The following is a 21,125-nucleotide window of genomic DNA, read 5'->3' as shown; positions in this document are numbered from 1 at the left end:
TTGCTCTGAGGACTCACTCCACCTGTAGAATTGTGATAATAAGTCACGTAAGCTATCGTCGATACTGAGAGTCAATCGAGGGCTAGCGAGAGACCCTACTGCTCTTCGTCCGGTTCTGTCGGGTTCCGTACGACCAGTACCGGGCTGAGGGTACGCTCAGCGACTCGTTCGGACGTCTCACCGAAGAGTCGTCCCCGAAGCGTTGGTTCTTCTTCGCCCATGACGATGACGTCGTGGTGATCTGCAGCGTCGACGATAGCCTGGAGTGGAGTCGAAGAAACCGTGACCATCCGAGAGAGATTGTCTCGCTGCACTCCTCTGACCACGAGTTCGTCGGAGACGTCGCCGAGAAGGTCCTCACCGTCAGCCACCCCCGACTCGTCTGTGGCGACGTGGAACAGCGTGATGTCGATTGATGGGTCCTGACTCAACGCCGAGACGACTGTCGCGATGCGGTCGACGGAGATGTGTTCTTTGACCGGGACGATGAGACGCTCGACAGACTGGGCGGGATTCGAGAGCAGCACCACGTCGCAATCTGCTTCGGTAGCAACGCGCTCTATTGTCTGCTCGGACTCGTGGGTGAACACCAGCCGCGTTTCCGCTGTCCCACCGAGTGACTCAATCGTTTCGACCAGGTCTGCAAGCTCCTCGTGAGCTTTCGGTTCGAACTGTTCACGAGCCTGTTCCGGGGCTGTCTGCTCTGGAATCTCGTGATACGCGAGGACGACGATAGTCCCCCGAGAGAGGAACCGAATCAGTGGCTCGGGAATCACCTGTCCCGAGAGAATCGCGACAGGAACCAACACGCGAACGTCCTCAGGCATCTGTCTTCACCCCCTTGAGACGCACATCTCGTGCGTAGCCGAGATACCATACAGCGGCGGCCACCGCGACGGCCACGCCGATTGCCTGCGATAATGGCTGCATGAAGACGACAAGTCCGAAACTCGCCAGTGCGCCGAGAATCGGGACGACGGGGTATCCGGGAACTGTGAACGTTGGGTTGTACCACGCCGGGTTCGAGCGGCGAAGGACGATGAGCGCAACGCACATGAGTCCGTACGTCACGAGGTGCAGGAACGACGCGACTTCGGCCAAGACTTCGGTTCGGCCCACCGCGACCAACACGACCGTCGGTCCACCGACGAGACCGAGCGCGATGTGGGGCGTTCCGTATTTGAGGTTGACTCGCCCGAGACGCGGTGGAACGATTGCGTCCCTACTGAGTGCGTACAGCGCCCGCGACGAACTGAGAATCGACGCGTTGGCGCTGGATGCCGTCGCGAGGAGTCCTGCGATGAGAATCGCAACAGCACCCGGGAAGCCGAGGTACGACCGCGCGACTTCGACGATTGCCGTCTCACCGAACGTGGCGAGTCGCGCGCTTCCGAACGCGCCAGTCGAGACGACGATAGTAATCACGTACAGAACGCCGACGACCAGTACCGACCCGACCATGGCGAGCGGGAGGTTGCGACTGGGTTTCGTTATCTCGCCCGCGACGGTCGCGACTTGCGCGAACCCGAGATACGACGTGAACACCAGTGCGGCCGTGGTGAAGATATTGAGCGTGCCGTACGGCATGAACTGCTCTGGAACCGTCTCACGGCCGAACAGACCGAGTGTGTCGAGGCTCCCGTACAAGAGAAAGACGACCAGAATACCGAGTAATAGACTGACGATGCCGTTTTGGAGTTTCGTCGTATTCTCTGTCCCGAAGACGCTCAACCCAGTCAGAAGGATACCGAATCCGACTCCCAAAATCGGGATAAGCGGGAGTGACCCGAGCGACGCGACCGGAATGCCGACTTCGGCGAAAACGGCCATCGCGTACTGTGCGAATCCGACGAGGTAGAACGCCGACGCGAAGACGAGTCCGAGCCAGAGTCCGATGCCGACGACAGCCCCGAACGACGCACCCATTCCACGGGAGATGAAGTAGTAGCCACCACCGCTTTTCGGCATCGCCGTCGCCAACTCCGACGTCGGGAGCGCGACCAACAGCGCGATAACCGCGCCGATAGCAAACGAGACCGAGGCTGCGGGGCCTGCGTTCCCCGCTGCGAGCCCCGGAAAGACGAAGATACCCGCACCGACCATCGTTCCGACACCGATGGCGAGCCCGCCGCGCAGGTCGATTGTTCGTTCGAGTTCCGTCCCGCTTTCGAGGACCGTCACCTCGTCTGCTGTCGTCCCAACGTCGACTGCCGGGTCCGGCGACACCGGCGTCCCCGGTGACTCGCTCGACACCTCCCCGACTCGGTTCTGGTCCTCAGACATACACGGTCACAGAGACAATTCGATGGTCAGACGTATATAAGCTCAGGCCGACTGCCAAACGGTCACTGGGGCGGCGTCGAACGGAATAAAGACGACGCCACCGGAGAAAGAAGCGACCCCGAGCGCGTACGCCGCGAAGTTCACACACTAGTACGTGTGATTCTCGCTCCGACAGTGGCACGCTCCCACGACTCGGCGGGATGACGGCACAGTCAGGCAATTCTCAACCGCTACCCACCAACCGACAACGTCCGACCCGAACCAACTCAAGGGACTACACAGCCGTATATCAGACGCCCATACGAGTCACTGATACTGGTCGAGAAGCTTCGCTTCCGCTTTTCGGAGGTGTTCGAGAACCGTCGTTTTCGAGATGCCCAGCTCCTCCGCTAACTCCCGCGTGGTGGTCTCCCGCGGCCAGCCGTAGTAGTTGTGCTTACACGCAAGTTCGAACACCTCGCGTTGCCGGTTCGACAACCTGTCCTGGCGGTGTTTGACGTGGTTCTTCGCGTCCACGACAGACGTGACCTTCGTCACGATGATTTCCGCGTCCGCCTCTGTTTCCAGTGCGTCGATTCGTTCTTTGAGTTGCTCTCGCCCCTCGGTATCGATGACGGGCCAGTACTCCCATCCATTGTCGACTCGAACCGGTGCGTCGTGGACAAAGCCGTGTGCGAGAAGCAGGTCGGTCATGCTGTTTGCCGGGTCGTACTCGACAACCAGTTCACGGGTCGTATTGCCGATATTGGAAGTGTCCTTGTCGAACTCGTGTCGCGGGCTCAGTTCCGAGACGGAGTCCGTCAGTCGGGACGACCTCGCAGCCTGGATGAATTCGTCGATGTCCTCAATTCTGTCCGCGTACACCGTGAAATGGCCCTTCACCGTGTTCCCAGGTGTGTTGTACACCGTGTGAGCGACTATCCCGGCATTCGTTTGTTCCGTTACTTCGAGTGTCCAGCAGTCCGGGTGCCGAATTTTGAGCGTGAGACGAGTCGTGCCAGCGAACCCACCCGAGGGCGTGCCAACCTTGGACATGGACTATCATATCTAGCGAGTAGGTTATAAAGACCGCCTCCCATGGGAGGCAGTAGTCGTTGTCAGACGCTAAAGCCCGTAATCGAATCTTTCGGGTCTTTCACGAAGGTGTGTTTACCCGTGATTCGAGCAGTTCCAGTTATCGTCGGTGTGGTCAGCGTGACGCCGTCGCGCTCTTTGACATCGACGAGTCGCCCCTCGAAGCGCGTGCCGACGATACTCTCGTGGGGATACGGTTCGCCGACTTCGAGCAACCCTTCGTGGTGTAAGAGCGTCATTTTCGCACACGTTCCGGTTCCACACGGGGAACGGTCGACTTGTCCATCTCCGAAGACGACGACACTTCGATCCACATCGGGGTTCGTCTCGTATATCTCGGAGATAGAAACCGCACCGGACTCGCCGGTGAGCGGATTGGTGATATCGAGTTTGTCGTTGACGGCCGCTCGGATTTCGAGACCACGTTCGACGAAGTCGCTCGTGTACTCGGTGGTCACGGGAAGTCCGAGTTGCTCGCTATCGACCAGCGCGAAGAAGTTCCCCGAGTAGACGATATCGACGTGAATCGGCGAGTCTGCGGCGGAGACTGACACCGTCGTCTCGTCGTAAACGAACGACTGCACGTTCTGGATGGTGACGCCTTCGACACCGCCCTCACTGTAGGCTGTCTCGACGCCTCCCTCGCTGTACTTCGGGGCCGCCTCGACGAGTCCAGCAGGAGTTTCGACCTGAACCGAATCCAGGGCAGGGAGGCGTCCCAACTCGACGAGGGCAGACACGACACCGATAGTCCCGTGCCCACACATATCCAAATAGCCCTCGCTGTCCATGAAAAAGACGCCCACATCTGCATCGTCGCGCCGTGGCTCGACCAAGACGGCACCGAACATGTTGTCGTGGCCGCGTGGCTCTTTCATCAACAGTCTTCGAATCCAGTCGTGTGTTTCGGCGAACGCGTCTCTCTGTTCTCGGACACTGTCGCCAGCAAACGTGGACTCGTCGAGACCGCCAACCACGATGCGAGTGGGTTCGCCCCCCGTGTGAGTATCGACCGTTTCGATGGATATCTCTGAGTTCATTCGTATACCACCGTATCGTCATCGACCACCAGACCAGCCACCACGATGTAAACGGCATCCGCCGGATGCCTTTCGCATCGGCCAGCGTGCCCAGTATCGCGATCAGGAAGCCAAATCGCCTTTTTCCACTCGCTTCTCGTCGTGCGCACTTCAGAAGATATCATAGTAAGTCCAACAAAATTCAGGGATAGCGCTTCATTAGACAGATCTCCTATTATGGGAGGTTTGGACCGAGATTCGTCACCGAAACCCGAAGCACCGCGAAGGAACCCTCAGACAGACTATCGTAAGCACTCAGGGACGAAAATAGAGAGGCCGGTCACGCCCGACTGTGACCGGTCGCAAGTGGAGTCGCCAACCCGTAGTCTAGTCGAGACGGTCTAGTTGGTCGATTTCCTCTGGAGACCAGTCGTAATACGGCTCTTCGACCTCGCGAAGGGTCTCGACGCACTCGTTGTACCGCTCGCGGGCGACTGGCGCGTACGGGTCGTTCGGGTGGGCCTCCACCCAGTCGCGGAGTTCCGCAAGTGCGCGCGGCGAGTAACTGTCGACCTTGTCTTGCTTTTTCAAAAGGCTCAGTTTACGCTCCTCAGACCGCAGCGATTTGACGAGCGCGACGCTCGCAACACCAGGCAGCGCCACGATGGCGATAGCCATCGAGATCCACGTGACAGTTGGAAGCGCCATCTCAGTCACCCCCACTCACGGAGACGCCAGTATCCGAGATCTTCTCGGGTGCGTTTCCGACAACGCTCATCACGACCGTACTCACGACAGTGAGCGCAGCCATCACTGCAACACCCAAGAGCATCAGCGTCTGGTTCTCCGTTCCGATGCTTATCACGACACCGTAGCCGATAATGAACAGCATCACAGCGGGGATGACGTACTTAACGACCGGGTTCCACCACGACCCGATGTAGATGCCAGCATTGCGGTTGAGGTCGATGATACGAGCGCGCTCTGGGCCGAACTTCCAAGCGACGAGCGCGATGATAGAGAGCGTTGCGAGCGGTAGCCCGAAACTACCGAAGATGAAGTCCATCTGTCCGAGGAACGACGTGGAGTATGCGCTTGGAAGACCGAAAAGCCAAATCACGCCACAGACCGCGAGCACCGACTTCGTCCGGTCGAACTGCGTCTCTTCGGAAACGGTTGTCACGCCGACTTCGGTGATACCGAGGCCCGACGTGAACGTCGCGAAGAAGAACGAGACGAAGAAGACGAGTGCCCACAGGCCGCCGCCGGGCAGTTCGGGGAACACCTTCGCCAGAGAGATGAAAAGCAAGTTGGACCCTGCGCTCGGTTCGAGTCCGAAGGCGAAGACCACTGGGAACGTGGCAAACACGGCTAACAGGCCGATACTCGTGTTCCCGATGGCGGTGAACAAGCCACCACCGAGCGGTACGTCGTCGTACCGGCCGAGATAGCTCCCGTATGTGAGCGCGATGCCCCATCCGAGTCCCGTCGAGAACAGTGCTTGGCTGAGTGCTGCGACCCACGTGCTGCCGCGAGTGAGGAACTCCCACTTCGGCGTGAAGACGAACGCAACGCCCTCCATGCCACCCGGAAGCGTGACACCGCGGACGGCAACAGCCACGAGCGCAACGACGAGCAGTGGAATCATCCACTTTACGACGCGTTCGATGCCGCGACGAATTCCGAAGACGAGGACGCCTGCGATGCCAGCCATCGTCAGGGTGTGCATTCCGACGACGAGTCCCGGATTAGCGATGAATCCGTCCCAAAATGCCTGTGGCTGGAAGCCGGGTTGAGTGAACGTAAAGAGGACCGAATTCCCCGCGTAGTACAGCGCCCAGCCGATAATAGGAGAGTAGTACGACATCAGCGCCACGTTGACGACGAGCACGACGAGTCCGAGTCCTTGCGCCCGCTTCGTCTGAAACACCTGTTTAAACGCCCCGATGACCCCGTTGCTCGTGTAGCGACCAATCATCGTCTCGGCCATTAGACCGGGGACAGCGATGAGGAACAACAACAAAATGTACGCCACGAGAAACGCACCACCGCCGTTTTCACCCGTGGTGAACGGCATCCGCCAGATGTTCCCAGCACCGACCATGGCACCGAGCATCGCCATCAGGAAACCAAACCGACTTCCCCACTCTTCTCTCGCTGTTCTCGCCTCTGTGTCTGTCATGGTAAATACAACAAAATAAAGATATTGAGTCTAATTAGGTAGGTCACCTATCATGGGAGGTTCAGCCTCATTTCGTACGCTATACTACGTCACGGTATCGCGTGACGGTAGAGCCGTACACACCAAATTTGCTACATGGGAGGTAGCAGAAAACCAGAGAGCCGCCCATTGCGGACCAGCAGAACCTATGCGTACCATTAGGTTCGGGAGGAGGTCAATAGTACGTTGCGTCCACGGACCCCACTCGTTCGCACGTCATACACCGGCAATAGGAACCGCCCTGTCCGTCACTCACGAATGGTCTCTAGACCGACGTAACCGAGTGAAGTCCCCGGCTTCGACCGAGGCCTCGCACAACACACACCCACCATCGAGGATTCTCGACCTGATACCGGCGTCGACACCCACCTCGACGCTGCACTCCGGGCAGTCGAATATATATTCGTCTGACACGATTGCCCCATCATCAAAACTGACGACTTCGTACAACTAGTCCACCCCATCATAGGGTGGGAAATAAAATAGGTCGGCGGGAACGCGGCGGAGATGGTGGCGTACTCAGCAGTCGAGAATCGTCCCGAGAAGCTTCGATTGGGCCGCCGAGAGGTGCTCGGCGAACGTCGAACGGTTGATATCGAGTGCCTCGGCCACCTCGGTCGCGTTCGATTCTCGTGGGTGTTCGAAGTAGCCCATCCGATGGGCAGTCTCTAACACTTCTTGCTGTCGGGCGGTGAGCGCATCGCGGTCGATAAACACGAGCGAAGCCCCCGAATCGGGACACTCAGACTGGGTGAGTCGCCGCAGCGACACGCCGTCGAACGCCGATTTGAGGTCGACGATGATTTCGCGCAGTTGCTGGAGGTCGGACGCGACAAAGGAGAGGATGATAGCACCGTTTTCAGCCTCGATGTGGCGGACAGGACACCCAGACGTCTCGATGAATTCGCATGCGCACCCCGGAGAGGCCTCGGTCTCGTAGGTGAGTCGGTACACCGTCTGCTCCTCGTGGTGAAACACCTCGTTGACGTCGGTCATGTCTGCCTCCGCGTCCGCAGTGAAATCGATTGCGACAGTGTCACCGCTGGTCACCGCAGAGCGCGAGACAGACTCGATGTCGGTCCCTCCCGACGCCTCGGTAACGTGGCAAGCCGACGAGTCGGTGATTTCGACCTCGCCGTGTACCCCAGCGTCCATATCTGAGCGGTTCGCTGTCGGTTCGAAAAAGTGCTTTGCCCATTCTTTCTGGGTGGGAATTCGAGTCCGCCGTCCGTCGGTCATCCACTCCGAACGAGCAGGTCGCACGAACCTGTCAGCCGTATAAAGACCCCGCACCTTATGGTCGGGGTGTTACCGGACTCGCGTGTCACCTTCGAATGAGTCGAAGTATGTCATACTCCAGCCCGGTGACAATTGAACGTGGTGCCCGAGGGGAAACACCCGACGGGAGCGACTTCCGACGGCGGAGGAGACGGGGTGAGTACCCGTGAGACGAGAGACTATCGTCGTGTTGCTCCTCGTCATCGCCGTGCTCCTGCCGATGTGGTACGTCGCATTGCACGGCGAACCGCCGAGCGAGCAAATCGAAATCGACCAGAGCGTCACCGAGATGCGGCCGCTCCAGGAAATCGTCGATACGCCGGAGAAACTCGCACCGAGTCAGGTCGGCGTCATCGTCTGGGTCGCGCTGTTCGGCCTCGTTGCCGTCCTGACTGCGGTCCATCGGTTCATGGACTCCGCAGTGAGAAGTACCCGCCGCGACGACACGGCAGTCGCCGACGGTGGACAGGTCGGCCTGCCGTGGTTCTGGACTGACGACCGCTGGGTCGTCGAGTACCGCGACGCCACCGACGCGATGGAGGGGATTCTGGCGATGGGCGGGCTGACGATTCTCGCTATCGTCTTCGCCGCGTTGTTCACCGGCGAGTATCTCACCCTCGCGCGGACGCAGTACTTCGGCGTCTACGCGATGGGGATGTTCGTCTCGCTGGCTCTACTCACCGTTTCGTACTACGCGTGGTTCCTCCCCCACGTCGAAGTCGCAGAACGGAGGGGACACTGATGAAATCGACAGACTTGGAAGCCGAATCTGGCGACTGTGATAGCTGCTGTACCGACTGTACGGACGACGGGAACGACGAGTATCGACCGAGTATCTTCACCGACACCCGCGCGTCGCTGGCTCGGCGCGACTACGCGAAGCTTCTCGCCAGCGTCGGCGGCCTGACTGCGGTCGCAAGCCTCACAGCACCGTTAGCCGGGCTGACGCGCGTGTTCGAGCGTGAGTACACCGGACCGGTGTACTCAGACGGCATCTACCTCGTAGACGGCGAGGGCGAACGAATCGAAGAGACAGCCCTCGCGGAAGGCGAGAAGATGACGGTGTTCCCCGAGCCACGACCGGGAATCGAGAAAGCGCCGACGCTCCTCGTACGACACCCCGAGGGGTCCTACAGCGACACCGTCAAAAAGGAGTTCATGGTCGCAGGCTACACAGCCTACTCGAAGGTCTGCACGCACGCGGGGTGTATGGTCTCGGACGAAGAAGACGGGACGCTCGTCTGTCCCTGTCACTTCGGGAAGTTCGACCCGACCGACGGTGCTGCGGTCGTCGGCGGACCGCCGTCACGGGGACTTCCACAGCTCCCAATTACCGTCTCCAGCGAGGGGTATCTCATCGCAACGGGTGACTTCAACGGGCCTGTCGGCCCGGGAGGTGAGTGATGTCCCGAATCGACCGCCTCGCCGACCAGACCGCCGACGCAGGCAGCCGCGCCTACCACTGGATGGATACCCGGTTCGACCTCGACACCGGACGCCAGTTCCTCGGCAAAGCGTTCCCGGCGGAGGACTCGTTCCTCCTCGGCGAGGTTGCGCTGTTTTGCTTCCTACTGCTCGTGCTCACGGGGATGTTCCTCGGGATGTTCTTCGAGCCATCCACGAGCGACGTGACGTACGAAGGAAGCGTCGAGAAGTTCCAGGGCGAAGAAGTGCCGGAAGCCTTCGCGAGCGTTCTGCACATCACCTACGACATCCCGTTCGGGATGTTCATCCGGCGGATGCACCACTGGGCGGCACACCTGTTTGTCGCCTCTATCGGGTTGCATATGCTCAGGGTGTTCTTCACCGGGGCGTATCGTAACCCACGCGAGCCGAACTGGGTCGTTGGCACCGCACTCGCCGGACTCTCGATGGGCGCAGCCTACACTGGCTACGCCCTCCCGTTCGACGAGTTCGCCGCGACAGCGACAGGAATCGGGTACAACCTCGCAACCTCGATACCACTCGTGGGTGGACTCGTCGGGAAAGCGTTCTTCGGTGGGGAGTTCCCGTCGAGTGCGACCATTCCGAGGTTGTACTTCATCCACGTCCTCATCATCCCCATCGCAATCGGGGTGTTGCTAGCGATACACATGGCGATACTCATCCGCCAGAAGCACACCGAAGCACCCCGTGACGAAGACGTTCAGGGCCTCACACCGAGCGCCGACGGGTCGCAAGCGGGAGCCACGGCAAGCGACGGCGGTACCGAATCCATCGCACCGACGAGCGATGGCGGTACCGACTCCGCCGTCTCGACAACCGACGGAGGAACCGAACCCGTCCTCTCGAAAGACGACGACAGCGTCGTCGTCGGCCTCCCGGCATTCCCGAACCAGACGGCCGTGAGCGCGGTCGTCTTCTTCCTGACGCTCGCGACGCTCTCGGCGCTCGCCGGGTTCCTCCCGGTTCACAACATCGCGGAGTACGGCCCGAACAACCCCGCCGGGACGCCAGAACTCATCATGCCGGACTGGTTCCTGATGTGGGTCTACGGCCTCCTGAAGCTCCTGCCCTCGTGGATGAGCTTCACGATTCCGGTCGTTCACATCCACATCTCCACCGAATTCGTCGGCGGCGTCCTGCTGCCGACGCTGGTGTTCGGAGCCATCGCGGTGTGGCCCTTCGTCGACTACCACGACGAGTCGGTCCACTTCACGGCGGACCCACTGGACAGACCGTGGCAGACGGCAGTCGGCGTCGCGGCCGTCCAGTTCATCATGATTACCTCCATCGCGGGGATGAACAACCTGCTCGGACGCGCCCTCGGCGTCGGAACGGGCGTCATCAACCCGATTCTGACGGCCGCGTTGTTCGTCGTCCCACTCGGGTCTGGGCTGATGGTGTACCGAGTTCTGGGCGAGCGCGACGAACAGCCGCAGGCGAAGCCACACCCCGAGGAGGTCGACGATGACTGACGCCGAGACGGGCGTGACCGCGACGCGCGGCATCGAGCTCTCGGCGCGGACGTACCGACACCTCGACCGTGTGAGCAAGCTCCTCGGCGTGGGACTCGTCGCCCTCGGACTCGACATGGGTGGCGACACGCTCCTCGGAGTGGCCGTTGGACTCCTCGGCGCGGCACTGGCACTGACGACAGTCTTCCTTCAGATAGAGAAATGAGTCGAAACGACGCATCCCACGACGGTGAGACGACAGGCGAATCGGCAGCAGACAAACAGGCGAACGACGCCCCCGAGGTCGGCGACCCACCCGGGGACCCGGCATCCAGCGATGGGCTCGTCTCCCGGCGGAACTTCCTCGAAGGCATCGGCATCGCGTCGCTGCTCGGCATCGGGAGTTCGACCGCGTCCGACGACAGCCTGTTCCAGATGGGCGGGCTGAAGCCAGTAGACGACACAATCGGCAACTACCCGTACCGCGAGTGGGAAGACCTCTACCGAGACGAGTGGGACTGGGACTCGGTCTCTCGGTCGACCCACAGCGTCAACTGCACCGGCAGTTGCTCGTGGAACGTCTACGTCAAAAACGGCCAAGTCTGGCGCGAAGAGCAGTCCGGTGACTACCCGCGCTTCGACGAGAGTCTTCCGGACCCGAACCCCCGCGGCTGTCAGAAAGGCGCGTGTTACACCGACTACGTCAACGCCGACGAGCGCATCAAACACCCGCTCAAGCGCGTCGGCGAGCGCGGCGAAGGCAAGTGGAAGCGCATCTCGTGGGACGAAGCCCTCACCGAGATTGCCGAACACGTCGTCGACGAGGTGCAGGCCGGTCGCTACGACGCCATCAGCGGCTTCACGCCGATTCCGGCGATGAGTCCGGTATCGTTCGCCAGCGGCTCTCGCCTCGTCAACCTGCTCGGCGGCGTCAGCCACTCGTTCTACGACTGGTACTCCGACCTGCCGCCGGGACAGCCAATCACGTGGGGCACCCAGACCGACAACGCCGAGAGCGCCGACTGGTACAACTCCGATTACATCATCGCGTGGGGGTCGAACATCAACGTCACGCGCATCCCGGACGCGAAGTACTTCCTCGAATCAGGGTACAACGGGACCAAGCGCGTCGGCATCTTCACCGACTACTCCCAGACGGCCATCCACACAGACGAGTGGCTCAGTCCCGACTCCGGGAGCGACACGGCGCTCGCGCTCGGGATGGCACAGACCATCGTCGACGAGGAATTGTACGACGAGGCCCACCTCAAAGAGCAGACCGACATGCCGCTTTTGGTCCGGCAGGACACCGGAAAATTCCTCCGGGCCAGCGAGGTTCCGTCGGTCAACTCCAGCGCGGACCGCCCCGAGTGGATGATGCTCATGCTCGATTCGGACGGACGCCTGCGCGAAGCGCCGGGGTCGCTCGGCGAACGCGACGGGCAGAAAGACTACTCGAAGAGCATCGTACTCGACTTCGACCCGCAACTCGACGCCGAGACGACGGTTCGAACCGAAGACGGGAACGTCCAGGTACGGACCGTCTGGGCCGAACTGAAAGACGAACTGGCGACGTGGGACCCCGAAACGGTCCACGACGTGACCGAAGTCGGCAAAGAGACCTACCAGCGAATCGCCCGCGAGTTCGCGGAGGCAGACAAGGCGAAGATTATCCACGGAAAAGGCGTCAACGACTGGTACCACAACGACCTGGGGAACCGTGCGCTCCAGTTGCTCGTTACCCTCACCGGCAACCTCGGTGAGCAAGGGACCGGCCTCGACCACTACGTCGGCCAAGAGAAGATTTGGACGTTCCACGGCTGGAAGACGCTCTCGTTCCCGACCGGGAAGGTCCGTGGCGTGCCGACGACGCTGTGGACCTACTACCACGCAGGCATCCTCGACAACACCGACCCCGACACGGCCGCCAAGATTCGGGAGTCCATCGACAAGGGCTGGATGCCCGTCTACCCTGAAGAGCGAGACGACGACTCTCGTCCCGACCCGACGACGATGTTCGTCTGGCGTGGCAACTACTTCAATCAGGCCAAGGGCAACGTCGCCGTCGAAGAGCAACTCTGGCCGAAACTCGACCTCGTCGTCGACATCAACTTCCGAATGGACTCGACGGCGCTGTACTCGGACATCGTGTTGCCGACGGCGAGCCACTACGAGAAACACGACCTGTCGATGACGGACATGCACACCTACGTGCATCCCTTCACGCCCGCGGTCGAACCGCTGGGCGAGTCGAAGACCGACTGGCAAATCTTCCGCGAACTCGCCGCGAAGATTCAGGAAGTCGCCACCGACCGCGGCGTCGAACCCATCCAAGACAGGAAGTTCGACCGCGAAATCGACCTCCAATCCATCTACGACGACTTCGTCCGCGACTGGGAGACCGGCGAAGAAGGTGCGCTCGCTGAGGACCGCGCCGCCTGCGAGTACATCCTCGAACACTCCGAGGAGACGAATCCGGCAGACAGCGACGAGCAGATTACGTTCGCAGACACCGTCGAACAGCCCCAGCGACTCCTCGAAGCGGGCGGGCACTGGACCTCAGACATCGAAGACGGTGAGGCCTACGCACCGTGGAAGGACTTCGTCCAAGACAAGAACCCGTGGCCGACCGCGACGGGCAGACAGCAGTACTACATCGACCACGACTGGTTCCTCGAACTCGGCGAGCAGTTGCCGACCCACAAAGAGGGGCCGGAGAACACGGGTGGTGACTACCCCATGGAGTACAACACGCCCCACGGCCGGTGGTCGATTCACTCCACGTGGCGGGACAACGAGAAACTGCTCCGCCTCCAGCGCGGTGAGCCAGTGTTGTACCTCCACCCGGAGGACGCAGCAGAACGCGGTATCGAAGACGGCGACACCGTCGAGGTGTTCAACGACCTCGCGGAAGTCACGCTACAGGCGAAAATCTACCCGAGCAGTCAGCGCGGCACGGCCCGGATGTACTTCGCCTGGGAGCGATTCCAGTTCGAGGACGACACGAATTTCAACTCGCTCGTGCCGATGTACATGAAACCGACGCAGTTGGTGCAGTACCCCGAAGATTCGGGCGAGCACCTGCACTTCTTCCCCAACTACTGGGGGCCGACAGGCGTCAACAGCGACGTCCGAGTCGACGTGCGGAAAGCCGGAGGTGACGACCAATGAGCACCGACGAAGACACCACGACCGAGCCGGTCGACCTCGCAGAGGGTATCGACCATCAGGTCGCGATGGTGATGGACCTGAACAAGTGCATCGGCTGTCAGACGTGTACGGTCGCGTGCAAGTCGCTGTGGACCGAAGGCGGCGGCCGCGACTACATGTACTGGAACAACGTCGAGACCAAGCCCGGAAAGGGGTACCCACGCGATTGGGAAGACTCGGGCGGTGGCTGGAAGTCCAGCGAACACAACGAGCGCAATCCCGGCGAGATACCCAGTCAAGAGGACTACGGCGACGCGTGGGAGTTCAACCACGAGGAGATAATGTACAACGGCAGCGACCAGCCGCTCCGTCCCGACAGCGACCCCGAATGGGGACCGAACTGGGACGAAGACCGCGGCGCTGGCGAGTACCCAAACTCGTATTACTTCTACCTCCCGCGCATCTGCAACCACTGTACGCACCCCTCGTGTGTGGAGGCCTGCCCGCGCAAGGCCATCTACAAGCGCGAAGAGGATGGTATCGTCCTCATCGACCAGGAACGCTGCCGCGGCTACCGCTACTGCGTCGAGGGGTGTCCCTACAAGAAGGTGTACTACAACGCGACCCAGAAGACCTCCGAGAAGTGCATCTTCTGTTACCCCCGTATCGAAGGGGAAGGCCCGGACGGCGAGACGTTCGCACCGGCCTGTGCCGAGGACTGCCCGCCGCAACTCCGCCTCGTCGGGTTCCTCGACGACGAAGAAGGCCCGATTCACAAGCTCGTAAACGAGTACGAGGTCGCGCTGCCGCTGCACCCGGAGTACCAGACGCAGCCGAACGTCTACTACATCCCGCCGTTCGCGCCGCCGCAGCACTCAGAAGACGGCGAATCGGTGGACGTCGAGCGCATCCCGCGGAACTACCTCGAAGAACTGTTCGGCGAGCGAGTGCACGACGCGCTCGACACCATCGAAAAGGAACGCGACAAAGTCAACCGCGGCGGCGAAAGCGAACTGCTCGATATGCTGACCGACACGAATCCGGCTCGGAAGTACCGTTTGGAGGTGTTCGATGATGATTGAGCAAGGTGAGCCGCTTCGCGGCTCAAAAATGCGAGCGGGTTGTGCCCGCGAGCAGAGCGAAATCTCATCGGGCTCGCTGAGACGGGAGTCTCAGCGGTGTTTGACGATGACTGAGCGAAGCGAAGCATCGTCAAGCTCACCGGAGCGAAGCTCCGGGGAAAGTTCGATGATGAGTAAGCGAAGCGTCGAATCATCGAGCTCGCCAGAGCGTGCTCTGGAGGTGTTTGACGATGAGTGAGCGTAGCGGGAAGAAAACAGCCGCGACCGCAGCCACCGTCATCGTCTGTCTGGTGCTGCTCGCGGCATCGGTCGGCCCGGCGATGGTGTCGGCCCGGCCAGCCAACCAGATTCCGGTCGAATCGGTCTCGGCCGACGCACAGCCGCAGGACCCGACCAGCGAGGCGTGGGACACAGTCCCGGCAGTCGGCGTCCCGATGGCCAGCGCACCCAGTAGTGTCCCGAACGCCAGCGACACCTCAGTCGAGTCGCTTCGCGTGCAGTCCGCCCGGACCGAAGAGCGACTGTACCTCCGTCTCTCGTGGGCAGATGGGACTGCCGACCGCAACGTCTCTGGACCGCGGCGATTCGCCGACGCGCTCGCCGTGCAAGTCCCGGTCAACACCAGCGCACGACCCCCGATTTCGATGGGGAGCGACCGCAACCTCGTGAACGTCTGGTACTGGAGCGCCGACGGCACGACCGAGGAACTCCTCGCTGGCGGCCCGGGAACGACGACTACGTTCGAGGAGTCGGCCGTCGAGACGGAGACGACCTACGACGACGGCCGCTGGACGGTCGTCATGTCGCGCGAACTCGAATCGAGCGCCGAGAACCGAACCTCGTTCGCCGTCGAGAACAACGTCGACGTCGCGTTCGCCGTGTGGAACGGCTCGGAGATGGAGCGGTCGGGTCGGAAGTCCGTCAGCGAGTGGTATCACTTCCCGTTCGGCCCCGGACCGCAGGGACCGCCGTACGAGTCGATTCTGTGGACTATCGCCGGACTCGCCATCGTGGGCGTCGCGCTGGTGACGGTCAAAGCGGTCCAGAAAAACTGAGGAGAAACCGATGACGACAACACCAGATTCACACGACGACGCGGCCGGAACCGACGCGCAGACCGTGGCTGACGAGCAGTTCGACCCCCAAGGAATCGACCAGCAAACCGTCGCTCGGGCCGGGGTGTACACAGTCTTGGCGACGCTCCTCGACGAACCCGACGAGTCGGTCTACGCTCAGCTCGAATCCGGCGACGTCGACGCGACCGTTCGCGACCTGCTGGATGCGACGGGGCTGGACGTCGAGCCCCCGAACCTGACCGTCGAAGTGGACCACGACACGCTCTGCGCGCGGTTCAACGACCTGTTCACCGTCGGCTACGCGGAGTACACCGACCGAACCGACGGCTCGCTGAATAGCGAGGGGCCGCGAATCTCGCTGTACGAGACGTCTTACCGACCGGAGGCGGCGTGGAACGACGTGAACCTCGATTTGGCCCGGGCGTACGAGTACTTCGGGCTCGAAATCGACCAGTCGGAGCGAGATAACCACGACTACCTCCCGTATCAACTGGAGTTCGCGGGCTACCTCGCTCGGCTCGAATCATCTGGGTCTGAGGATGTCGCTCGCGCGCGACTCGACCTCCACGACCGACATCTCCACGTCGTCGCTGGCGGCCTCGCAGACCGGATGGCCGAACTGTCGGTCGACGGTCTCTACAGTGAACTGGCCGCGTTCCTCGACCGGTTCGTCACCGCCGACCAACAGGACCTCGCCGACCGATTCGAAGGAGGTGGCGACCCGTGAGCGGCAGCCGTGTCGAAGACGCCGCGAGTCCGACGGGTCTCGTCGCGGCGACAGCGAACCGTGTCGAACGCGCCTCACCGGGGTCGACGCGGGCGGTCGCTGGCGTGCTCGGACTCCTCCCGATAGCCGCGACGACGCTGTATCGAGTCGCGCACAACACGCCTGCGGGGCTTCCGGCAGGAGTCCCCGAGTTCGTCGCGCTCTGGTACCCGTTTGCCATCCTCGGACCCGCACTTGCGGGGTTCCTGCTCGCGACGACTGCCGAGACGGCCAGTGAGCGAGTCGGACTGACGTTCCTCGGTGGGTTCGGCCTGATTTCGCTCGCGTCCTCAAGCGCGTGGATGCCGGCCGCCGTCGGAATCGCTGTCGGCGGGGGCGTCGTCGTCTGGAACCGGCTGGCCCGACTGAAGACCGAAGAAGACTGGGACGAAATCAGACGAGTCGCACCGACAGTCCTGCTGGTCGTCGGCCTGGCCGTCTCGCTAGCGGCGACTGTCGGCGTTGCATCCACGACGCTCCGCCCGCTCGGGACCATCCTCACGCTGCTCGCGCTCGGCCTCACGCCCGTCGTAACCGGCTGGGACCTGACGAGTCTCGGTGCTGGCGTTGGGATAGGTCTCGTCACGCTCGCGTTGGCGACGAATCTCCCGTACGTTGCGGGGGCAGTGCTGCTCGTCGGCGGCGGTGTCGTCGGCGCTCCGCTCGGACTCGTCGCCTTCGCGGTCGGTGGGGGCGTCACGGGCGTCGTGTTCAGTCTCCGAGGTGAGCGAATGGACCGTGCTCTCGGCGCGGCGCTGCTCCTCGTAGCGGGCGTCCCTGCAACACTCCTCAGCGCGGCGGGCGTCATCGTCGCTGTCGCACTGCTCGCAACCGAATCACGAGGTGAGATTTCATGAGAGACGAAGAAGAAGCGACCGACGGACCGCCAGACCCGCAACTACACCCAGAGCGCAGTCCGGGGTTCGGAGAGAATCCCGTCGGCCTCGAAGACATCGAGGTCGACCGCGACGTGACCATCGGCGAGGCGTCGCTGGCCGAACTCGCCGCCAGCGACACCGAACCGGTCGAAGACGACGAGGTAGCAGACCTCATCGAAACGCTCGCCGGAGACGACGTTGTCGAGCGTCGCAGAGCGGCACTCGCACTCGCGGAGCGCGACAGCGACGAGACAATCGTGCGCGCACTGAGTGCCGCGGCGACGACCGACGAAGACGCCGACGTTCGGCAGTTCGCCGTCGAGGCGCTGGCCAAACACGGCGGTTTACTGGCGGCAGAGACAGCACGCGCATTGACCGACGACCCCGACCCGTGGGTCCGTGCGGAGGCCGTCGTCGCCCTCGACCGACTCGATAGAGAGGCACACGAAGACGCAATCGAGCGGGCGCTCGACGACGACCATCACGCCGCCCGCCGAAACGCCCTCGTCTCGCTGTTCAAACGTCGCGGAGAGGGTGCGCTGTCCGTGCTTGTCGATGCAGCAGACGACCCGAGCGAGCGCGTTCGAGAGTGGGCGGCCCACCTCCTCGGCGGCATCGAAGACGAGAAAGCAGACCAGACGCTGGCGGAGTTAGCCGACGACGAGCGAAGTATCGTCAGAGAGACTGCCGTCCGCGCTCGCGAAGTCGATTCGGGAAGCTTCCGGCGGCAGTTTGCTGGCGTGCTCGACGAGTCCGACCGGACGCTCCCCGGCGAAGACGACCTCAACCGGACGCCGGACCTGTGAACACAGACACGCTACCCACCGACCCATCCATCCCATGACCAACAATCGACACCCAAACCCAGATTCTGACGACCCGCCACTCGAAGACCGCGTCGAATCGGCACTGAGAGCCGTTCGCGACCCGGACGCCGGTGTCAACGTCTTCGAGGCGGGATTAGTCGAGTCCATAGACGTAGACGAATCGAACGTCACCGTCGAAGCCGCGGTTTCCGAGTTCGACCACAAGAACGCGACCGGAATCATGCGTGCGATGGTGCAGGCGGTTCGGGACGTTCCAGACGTCGAGAGCGCCCACGTCGAACCCGTTTCCCCCTCCGCAGACGGGGCAGTCGAGGGAGTGGCGGGATTCGACACCGTCATCGCCGTCGCCAGCGCGAAAGGCGGCGTCGGGAAATCGACCGTCTCGACCGCCCTCGCCTGTGCACTGGCAGCAGACCGGCCGACAGGCCTGTTCGACGCCGACATCCACGGGCCGAACGTTCCGTCGCTCCTCGACGTGTCCGGACCCATCCACTCGGACGACGAGGGAAACCCGCTTCCAGTCAAGACGACCGAGTCGGGGACGACACTCGACGTGATGAGCGTCGGCCTGATGGAAGACGGCGCACCGCTCGCGTGGCGCGGTGCGATGGCGCACGATGCACTGACAGAGCTGTTTACGACCACCGCGTGGCGGGCAGACGACACGCTCGTCGTCGACTTACCACCGGGAACCGGGGACGTGGTCTTGACCACGCTCCAAGAGGTGTCTGTCGACGGTGTCGTGGTCGTGACGACGCCCTTCGAGTCGAGTCTCGACGACACCGCCCGGAGCATCGAACTGTTCCGAGACAACGGCGTTCCGGTCCTCGGCGCAGTCGTCAACATGGGCCAGTTCGCCTGTCCCTCCTGCGGCGACACGCACGACATGTTCCCAGGAGGTTCGCACGAAGAACACCTCGACGCGCCCGTCCTCGCCGAACTGCCGTTTTCGCCGCGATTCCAAGCGACACCAGCACCCGGCGAGGTCGCACCCGAGATGGAGGACCTCGCCGACGCTGTCGCCGACGCCGCAGCCACCGCGTGGGACCTCGACGTGCCGAACGACGCACTCGATATTCGAGGCGAAGCCCCGGAGAAGCGACGCGAGCGCGTCGCAGAGCGGTTTACCGCACTGGAGAGCGGTGAGACGTTCACCCTCGTCAGCGACCGCGACCCGACGCCAGTCAGGGATTTCCTCGGCGGGCTCACCGACCGGCGACCTGAGGAGATACCAGGGTTCGAAGTCGAGCGTCAGACGCCGAACGACTGGGTGTTAACAGCAACGAGACCGTAAGAGGAGCAATGACCCACAACACGACATCCGACGCGGATTCGACCCAGACCGACGCTGCGGACGCAGACGCACTCGCCATCGAAATCGTCGGCGACGACGACCGCGTGACGCTCAGCCCCCGCGACTTCGAGACGTTTCCGACGACCGACCGCGAGTGCACCATCGAATGCGCGTCCGGGACGCGAACGACGGGGACGTGGACCGGCGTCGTACTCGCCGACCTCCTCGACCGCGTCGAGACGCCGCCCGAGACGACCCACGTGCGAGTGACGAGCACCGATGGGTACGCCGTGTGCGTCGATATCGTCGCCGCGCTCGATGCTATCGTCGCAGTCGCCCGAAACGGCGAACCACTCGTGGAAGGCAAGCCCTACGCGACGCGGTTCCTCGGTGGCAACATCGACGGCGCACGGACGGTCAAGGGAGTGGCCGAAATCGAACCGCTCGCGCTGGAACCGAACGCGGACCCGAGCGACCTCGAATCCATGTCGCTCGACGACGCATCGTACGGATGACCCGGAGTCGAGAGACGACGGCTGTCGTCCTCGCTGGCGGACAGAGCAGCCGATTCGGTGACGGCCTGAAGGCGACGGCGACACTCGGCGGGTCCGCACTCGTCGAGCGCGTCGCTGAGGCGGTTCGAGACGCGACTGGACGCGACCCGATTGTCGCTGCTGGAGGGAACGAAAAGCGCCCGGTCGTCGAAGGCGTGCTCTCAGACGCAGTCCAGTACGTCGAGGACGCCGAGTGGTGTGCTGGACCGCTGGCCGGCGTCTGTGGGGCAGTCCCAGAGGTTACGACACCCACACTCTTTCTCTGCGGGTGCGACATGCCGCTTCTGTCTGCACGCGCAGTCTCGTGGCTGTGTGACCGCCACGCCGACACAGACGCCGACGTGACAGTTCCGCTCGACGAAGACGGCCACCCACAGTTGCTACACGCGGTCTACGAGACGGCAGCGCTCGAAGCGTACTGTGACCGCCGCCCCGACAGCCACAGCCTGCGGTCGCTCGTCTCCGAGCTATCGGTCGAAACAGTGCCGCCCGAAGCGACACCTGGCGACATTGGGGTGTTGCAGTCGGCGGTGAACGTAAACACGCGTTCTGAGCTCGTAGCGGCTCGCCAGCGACGCGCAACCGGTGAATATGTTCGGCGGTGAAAATATTCTCCTTCCAGATGACCAATCGAACGGGGTCGGTTACAATCGACGGCCATCGATGTCCCATCTCGCGACACCGACGCCCGCCGTCTCTTTTCACGGGAGCAACACGGCTGAGACA

The 21,125-nt window shown here is 62.2% G+C and carries 21 protein-coding genes; 13 read left to right on the top strand and 8 right to left on the bottom strand.

Annotation, left to right across the window (positions count from 1 at the left end):
• Window positions 1–95: 95 nt before the first annotated feature.
• The 8 genes from C453_RS11280 to C453_RS11250 form a co-directional block, all read right to left on the bottom strand.
• Entirely contained in the window at window positions 96–827 is a 732-nt protein-coding gene (locus C453_RS11280) for a universal stress protein (RefSeq protein WP_008324625.1), read from the bottom strand.
• Window positions 820–2,283 (bottom strand): APC family permease, encoded by a 1,464-nt coding sequence (locus C453_RS11275; RefSeq protein WP_008324624.1) that lies wholly within the window; start codon window positions 2,281–2,283, stop codon window positions 820–822. Before C453_RS11275 ends, C453_RS11280 begins: the two co-directional genes overlap by 8 nt.
• Window positions 2,284–2,589: 306 nt before the next feature.
• A complete protein-coding gene (locus C453_RS11270) occupies window positions 2,590–3,318 on the bottom strand; it encodes a helix-turn-helix domain-containing protein (protein WP_008324623.1) in 729 nt (242 codons plus the stop codon).
• Between the two features lie 62 nt (window positions 3,319–3,380).
• Window positions 3,381–4,397: a proline racemase family protein gene (locus C453_RS11265; protein WP_008324622.1), complete on the bottom strand. Its 1,017-nt coding sequence runs from the start codon at window positions 4,395–4,397 to the stop codon at window positions 3,381–3,383.
• A 366-nt stretch (window positions 4,398–4,763) separates the two neighbouring features.
• Complete coding sequence (locus C453_RS11260; protein WP_008324621.1) at window positions 4,764–5,084, bottom strand: outer membrane protein assembly factor BamD; 321 nt, start codon at window positions 5,082–5,084, stop codon at window positions 4,764–4,766.
• A gap of 1 nt (window position 5,085) precedes the next feature.
• Window positions 5,086–6,558 carry a sodium-dependent transporter gene (locus C453_RS11255; protein ID WP_083881597.1) on the bottom strand — a complete coding sequence of 491 codons (1,473 nt, stop codon included), beginning with the start codon at window positions 6,556–6,558 and terminating at the stop codon, window positions 5,086–5,088.
• Window positions 6,559–6,849: 291 nt separating this feature from the next.
• Window positions 6,850–7,011 carry a DUF7560 family zinc ribbon protein gene (locus C453_RS21120; RefSeq protein WP_449404890.1) on the bottom strand — a complete coding sequence of 54 codons (162 nt, stop codon included), beginning with the start codon at window positions 7,009–7,011 and terminating at the stop codon, window positions 6,850–6,852.
• Between the two features lie 105 nt (window positions 7,012–7,116).
• On the bottom strand, window positions 7,117–7,752 hold the full coding sequence (locus C453_RS11250) for a helix-turn-helix domain-containing protein (protein ID WP_008324619.1): 636 nt from the start codon (window positions 7,750–7,752) through the stop codon (window positions 7,117–7,119).
• Window positions 7,753–8,041: 289 nt separating this feature from the next.
• Here C453_RS11250 and C453_RS11245 point away from each other — a divergent pair, with 289 nt between their 5' ends.
• The 13 genes from C453_RS11245 (at window position 8,042) to mobA (ending at window position 21,004) form a co-directional block, all read left to right on the top strand.
• Window positions 8,042–8,617 (top strand): hypothetical protein, encoded by a 576-nt coding sequence (locus tag C453_RS11245; protein WP_008324618.1) that lies wholly within the window; start codon window positions 8,042–8,044, stop codon window positions 8,615–8,617.
• Window positions 8,617–9,279, top strand: a complete 663-nt coding sequence (locus tag C453_RS11240; protein WP_008324617.1) for a QcrA and Rieske domain-containing protein — start codon at window positions 8,617–8,619, stop codon at window positions 9,277–9,279. The genes C453_RS11245 and C453_RS11240 overlap by 1 nt, the downstream gene beginning before the upstream one ends.
• On the top strand, window positions 9,279–10,793 hold the full coding sequence (locus C453_RS11235) for a cytochrome b (RefSeq protein WP_008324616.1): 1,515 nt from the start codon (window positions 9,279–9,281) through the stop codon (window positions 10,791–10,793). The genes C453_RS11240 and C453_RS11235 overlap by 1 nt, the downstream gene beginning before the upstream one ends.
• Window positions 10,786–10,998 (top strand): hypothetical protein, encoded by a 213-nt coding sequence (locus C453_RS11230; protein ID WP_008324615.1) that lies wholly within the window; start codon window positions 10,786–10,788, stop codon window positions 10,996–10,998. The genes C453_RS11235 and C453_RS11230 overlap by 8 nt, the downstream gene beginning before the upstream one ends.
• Window positions 10,995–13,943, top strand: a complete 2,949-nt coding sequence (locus C453_RS11225; RefSeq protein WP_008324614.1) for a nitrate reductase subunit alpha — start codon at window positions 10,995–10,997, stop codon at window positions 13,941–13,943. Before C453_RS11230 ends, C453_RS11225 begins: the two co-directional genes overlap by 4 nt.
• Window positions 13,940–15,004, top strand: coding sequence for a nitrate reductase subunit beta (gene narH / locus C453_RS11220; protein ID WP_008324613.1), 1,065 nt, complete (start codon window positions 13,940–13,942; stop codon window positions 15,002–15,004). Before C453_RS11225 ends, narH begins: the two co-directional genes overlap by 4 nt.
• Before the next feature lie 230 nt (window positions 15,005–15,234).
• Window positions 15,235–16,059, top strand: coding sequence for an ethylbenzene dehydrogenase-related protein (locus C453_RS11215; RefSeq protein WP_008324612.1), 825 nt, complete (start codon window positions 15,235–15,237; stop codon window positions 16,057–16,059).
• A gap of 10 nt (window positions 16,060–16,069) precedes the next feature.
• Window positions 16,070–16,807, top strand: a complete 738-nt coding sequence (locus tag C453_RS11210) for a molecular chaperone TorD family protein (RefSeq protein ID WP_008324611.1) — start codon at window positions 16,070–16,072, stop codon at window positions 16,805–16,807.
• Entirely contained in the window at window positions 16,804–17,703 is a 900-nt protein-coding gene (locus C453_RS11205) for a hypothetical protein (protein WP_008324610.1), read from the top strand. Before C453_RS11210 ends, C453_RS11205 begins: the two co-directional genes overlap by 4 nt.
• On the top strand, window positions 17,700–18,530 hold the full coding sequence (locus C453_RS11200; RefSeq protein WP_008324609.1) for a HEAT repeat domain-containing protein: 831 nt from the start codon (window positions 17,700–17,702) through the stop codon (window positions 18,528–18,530). The genes C453_RS11205 and C453_RS11200 overlap by 4 nt, the downstream gene beginning before the upstream one ends.
• A gap of 34 nt (window positions 18,531–18,564) precedes the next feature.
• On the top strand, window positions 18,565–19,845 hold the full coding sequence (locus C453_RS11195; RefSeq protein WP_008324608.1) for a P-loop NTPase: 1,281 nt from the start codon (window positions 18,565–18,567) through the stop codon (window positions 19,843–19,845).
• Window positions 19,846–19,853: 8 nt separating this feature from the next.
• Entirely contained in the window at window positions 19,854–20,360 is a 507-nt protein-coding gene (locus C453_RS11190; RefSeq protein ID WP_008324607.1) for a molybdopterin-dependent oxidoreductase, read from the top strand.
• Entirely contained in the window at window positions 20,357–21,004 is a 648-nt protein-coding gene (gene mobA, locus C453_RS11185) for a molybdenum cofactor guanylyltransferase (RefSeq protein ID WP_008324606.1), read from the top strand. The genes C453_RS11190 and mobA overlap by 4 nt, the downstream gene beginning before the upstream one ends.
• Window positions 21,005–21,125: the final 121 nt, after the last annotated feature.

It is taken from the genome of Haloferax elongans ATCC BAA-1513 (assembly GCF_000336755.1).
GTDB classification, from domain to species: domain Archaea; phylum Halobacteriota; class Halobacteria; order Halobacteriales; family Haloferacaceae; genus Haloferax; species Haloferax elongans.
Note: the sequence above shows the minus strand (reverse complement) of the source record. Positions and strands in the feature narration are given on the sequence as shown.

Coding starts and splice junctions, on each gene's coding strand:
- C453_RS11275 (WP_008324624.1), bottom strand. CDS start 2,283: ATGTCTGAGGACCAGAACCGAGTCGGGGAGGTGTCGAGCGAGTCACCG.
- C453_RS11195 (WP_008324608.1), top strand. CDS start 18,565: ATGACCAACAATCGACACCCAAACCCAGATTCTGACGACCCGCCACTC.
- C453_RS11235 (WP_008324616.1), top strand. CDS start 9,279: ATGTCCCGAATCGACCGCCTCGCCGACCAGACCGCCGACGCAGGCAGC.
- C453_RS11215 (WP_008324612.1), top strand. CDS start 15,235: ATGAGTGAGCGTAGCGGGAAGAAAACAGCCGCGACCGCAGCCACCGTC.
- C453_RS11255 (WP_083881597.1), bottom strand. CDS start 6,558: ATGACAGACACAGAGGCGAGAACAGCGAGAGAAGAGTGGGGAAGTCGG.
- C453_RS11230 (WP_008324615.1), top strand. CDS start 10,786: ATGACTGACGCCGAGACGGGCGTGACCGCGACGCGCGGCATCGAGCTC.
- C453_RS11260 (WP_008324621.1), bottom strand. CDS start 5,084: ATGGCGCTTCCAACTGTCACGTGGATCTCGATGGCTATCGCCATCGTG.
- C453_RS11190 (WP_008324607.1), top strand. CDS start 19,854: ATGACCCACAACACGACATCCGACGCGGATTCGACCCAGACCGACGCT.
- C453_RS11280 (WP_008324625.1), bottom strand. CDS start 827: ATGCCTGAGGACGTTCGCGTGTTGGTTCCTGTCGCGATTCTCTCGGGA.
- C453_RS11265 (WP_008324622.1), bottom strand. CDS start 4,397: ATGAACTCAGAGATATCCATCGAAACGGTCGATACTCACACGGGGGGC.
- mobA (WP_008324606.1), top strand. CDS start 20,357: ATGACCCGGAGTCGAGAGACGACGGCTGTCGTCCTCGCTGGCGGACAG.
- narH (WP_008324613.1), top strand. CDS start 13,940: ATGAGCACCGACGAAGACACCACGACCGAGCCGGTCGACCTCGCAGAG.
- C453_RS11270 (WP_008324623.1), bottom strand. CDS start 3,318: ATGTCCAAGGTTGGCACGCCCTCGGGTGGGTTCGCTGGCACGACTCGT.
- C453_RS11250 (WP_008324619.1), bottom strand. CDS start 7,752: ATGGACGCTGGGGTACACGGCGAGGTCGAAATCACCGACTCGTCGGCT.
- C453_RS11240 (WP_008324617.1), top strand. CDS start 8,617: ATGAAATCGACAGACTTGGAAGCCGAATCTGGCGACTGTGATAGCTGC.
- C453_RS11200 (WP_008324609.1), top strand. CDS start 17,700: ATGAGAGACGAAGAAGAAGCGACCGACGGACCGCCAGACCCGCAACTA.
- C453_RS11225 (WP_008324614.1), top strand. CDS start 10,995: ATGAGTCGAAACGACGCATCCCACGACGGTGAGACGACAGGCGAATCG.
- C453_RS11210 (WP_008324611.1), top strand. CDS start 16,070: ATGACGACAACACCAGATTCACACGACGACGCGGCCGGAACCGACGCG.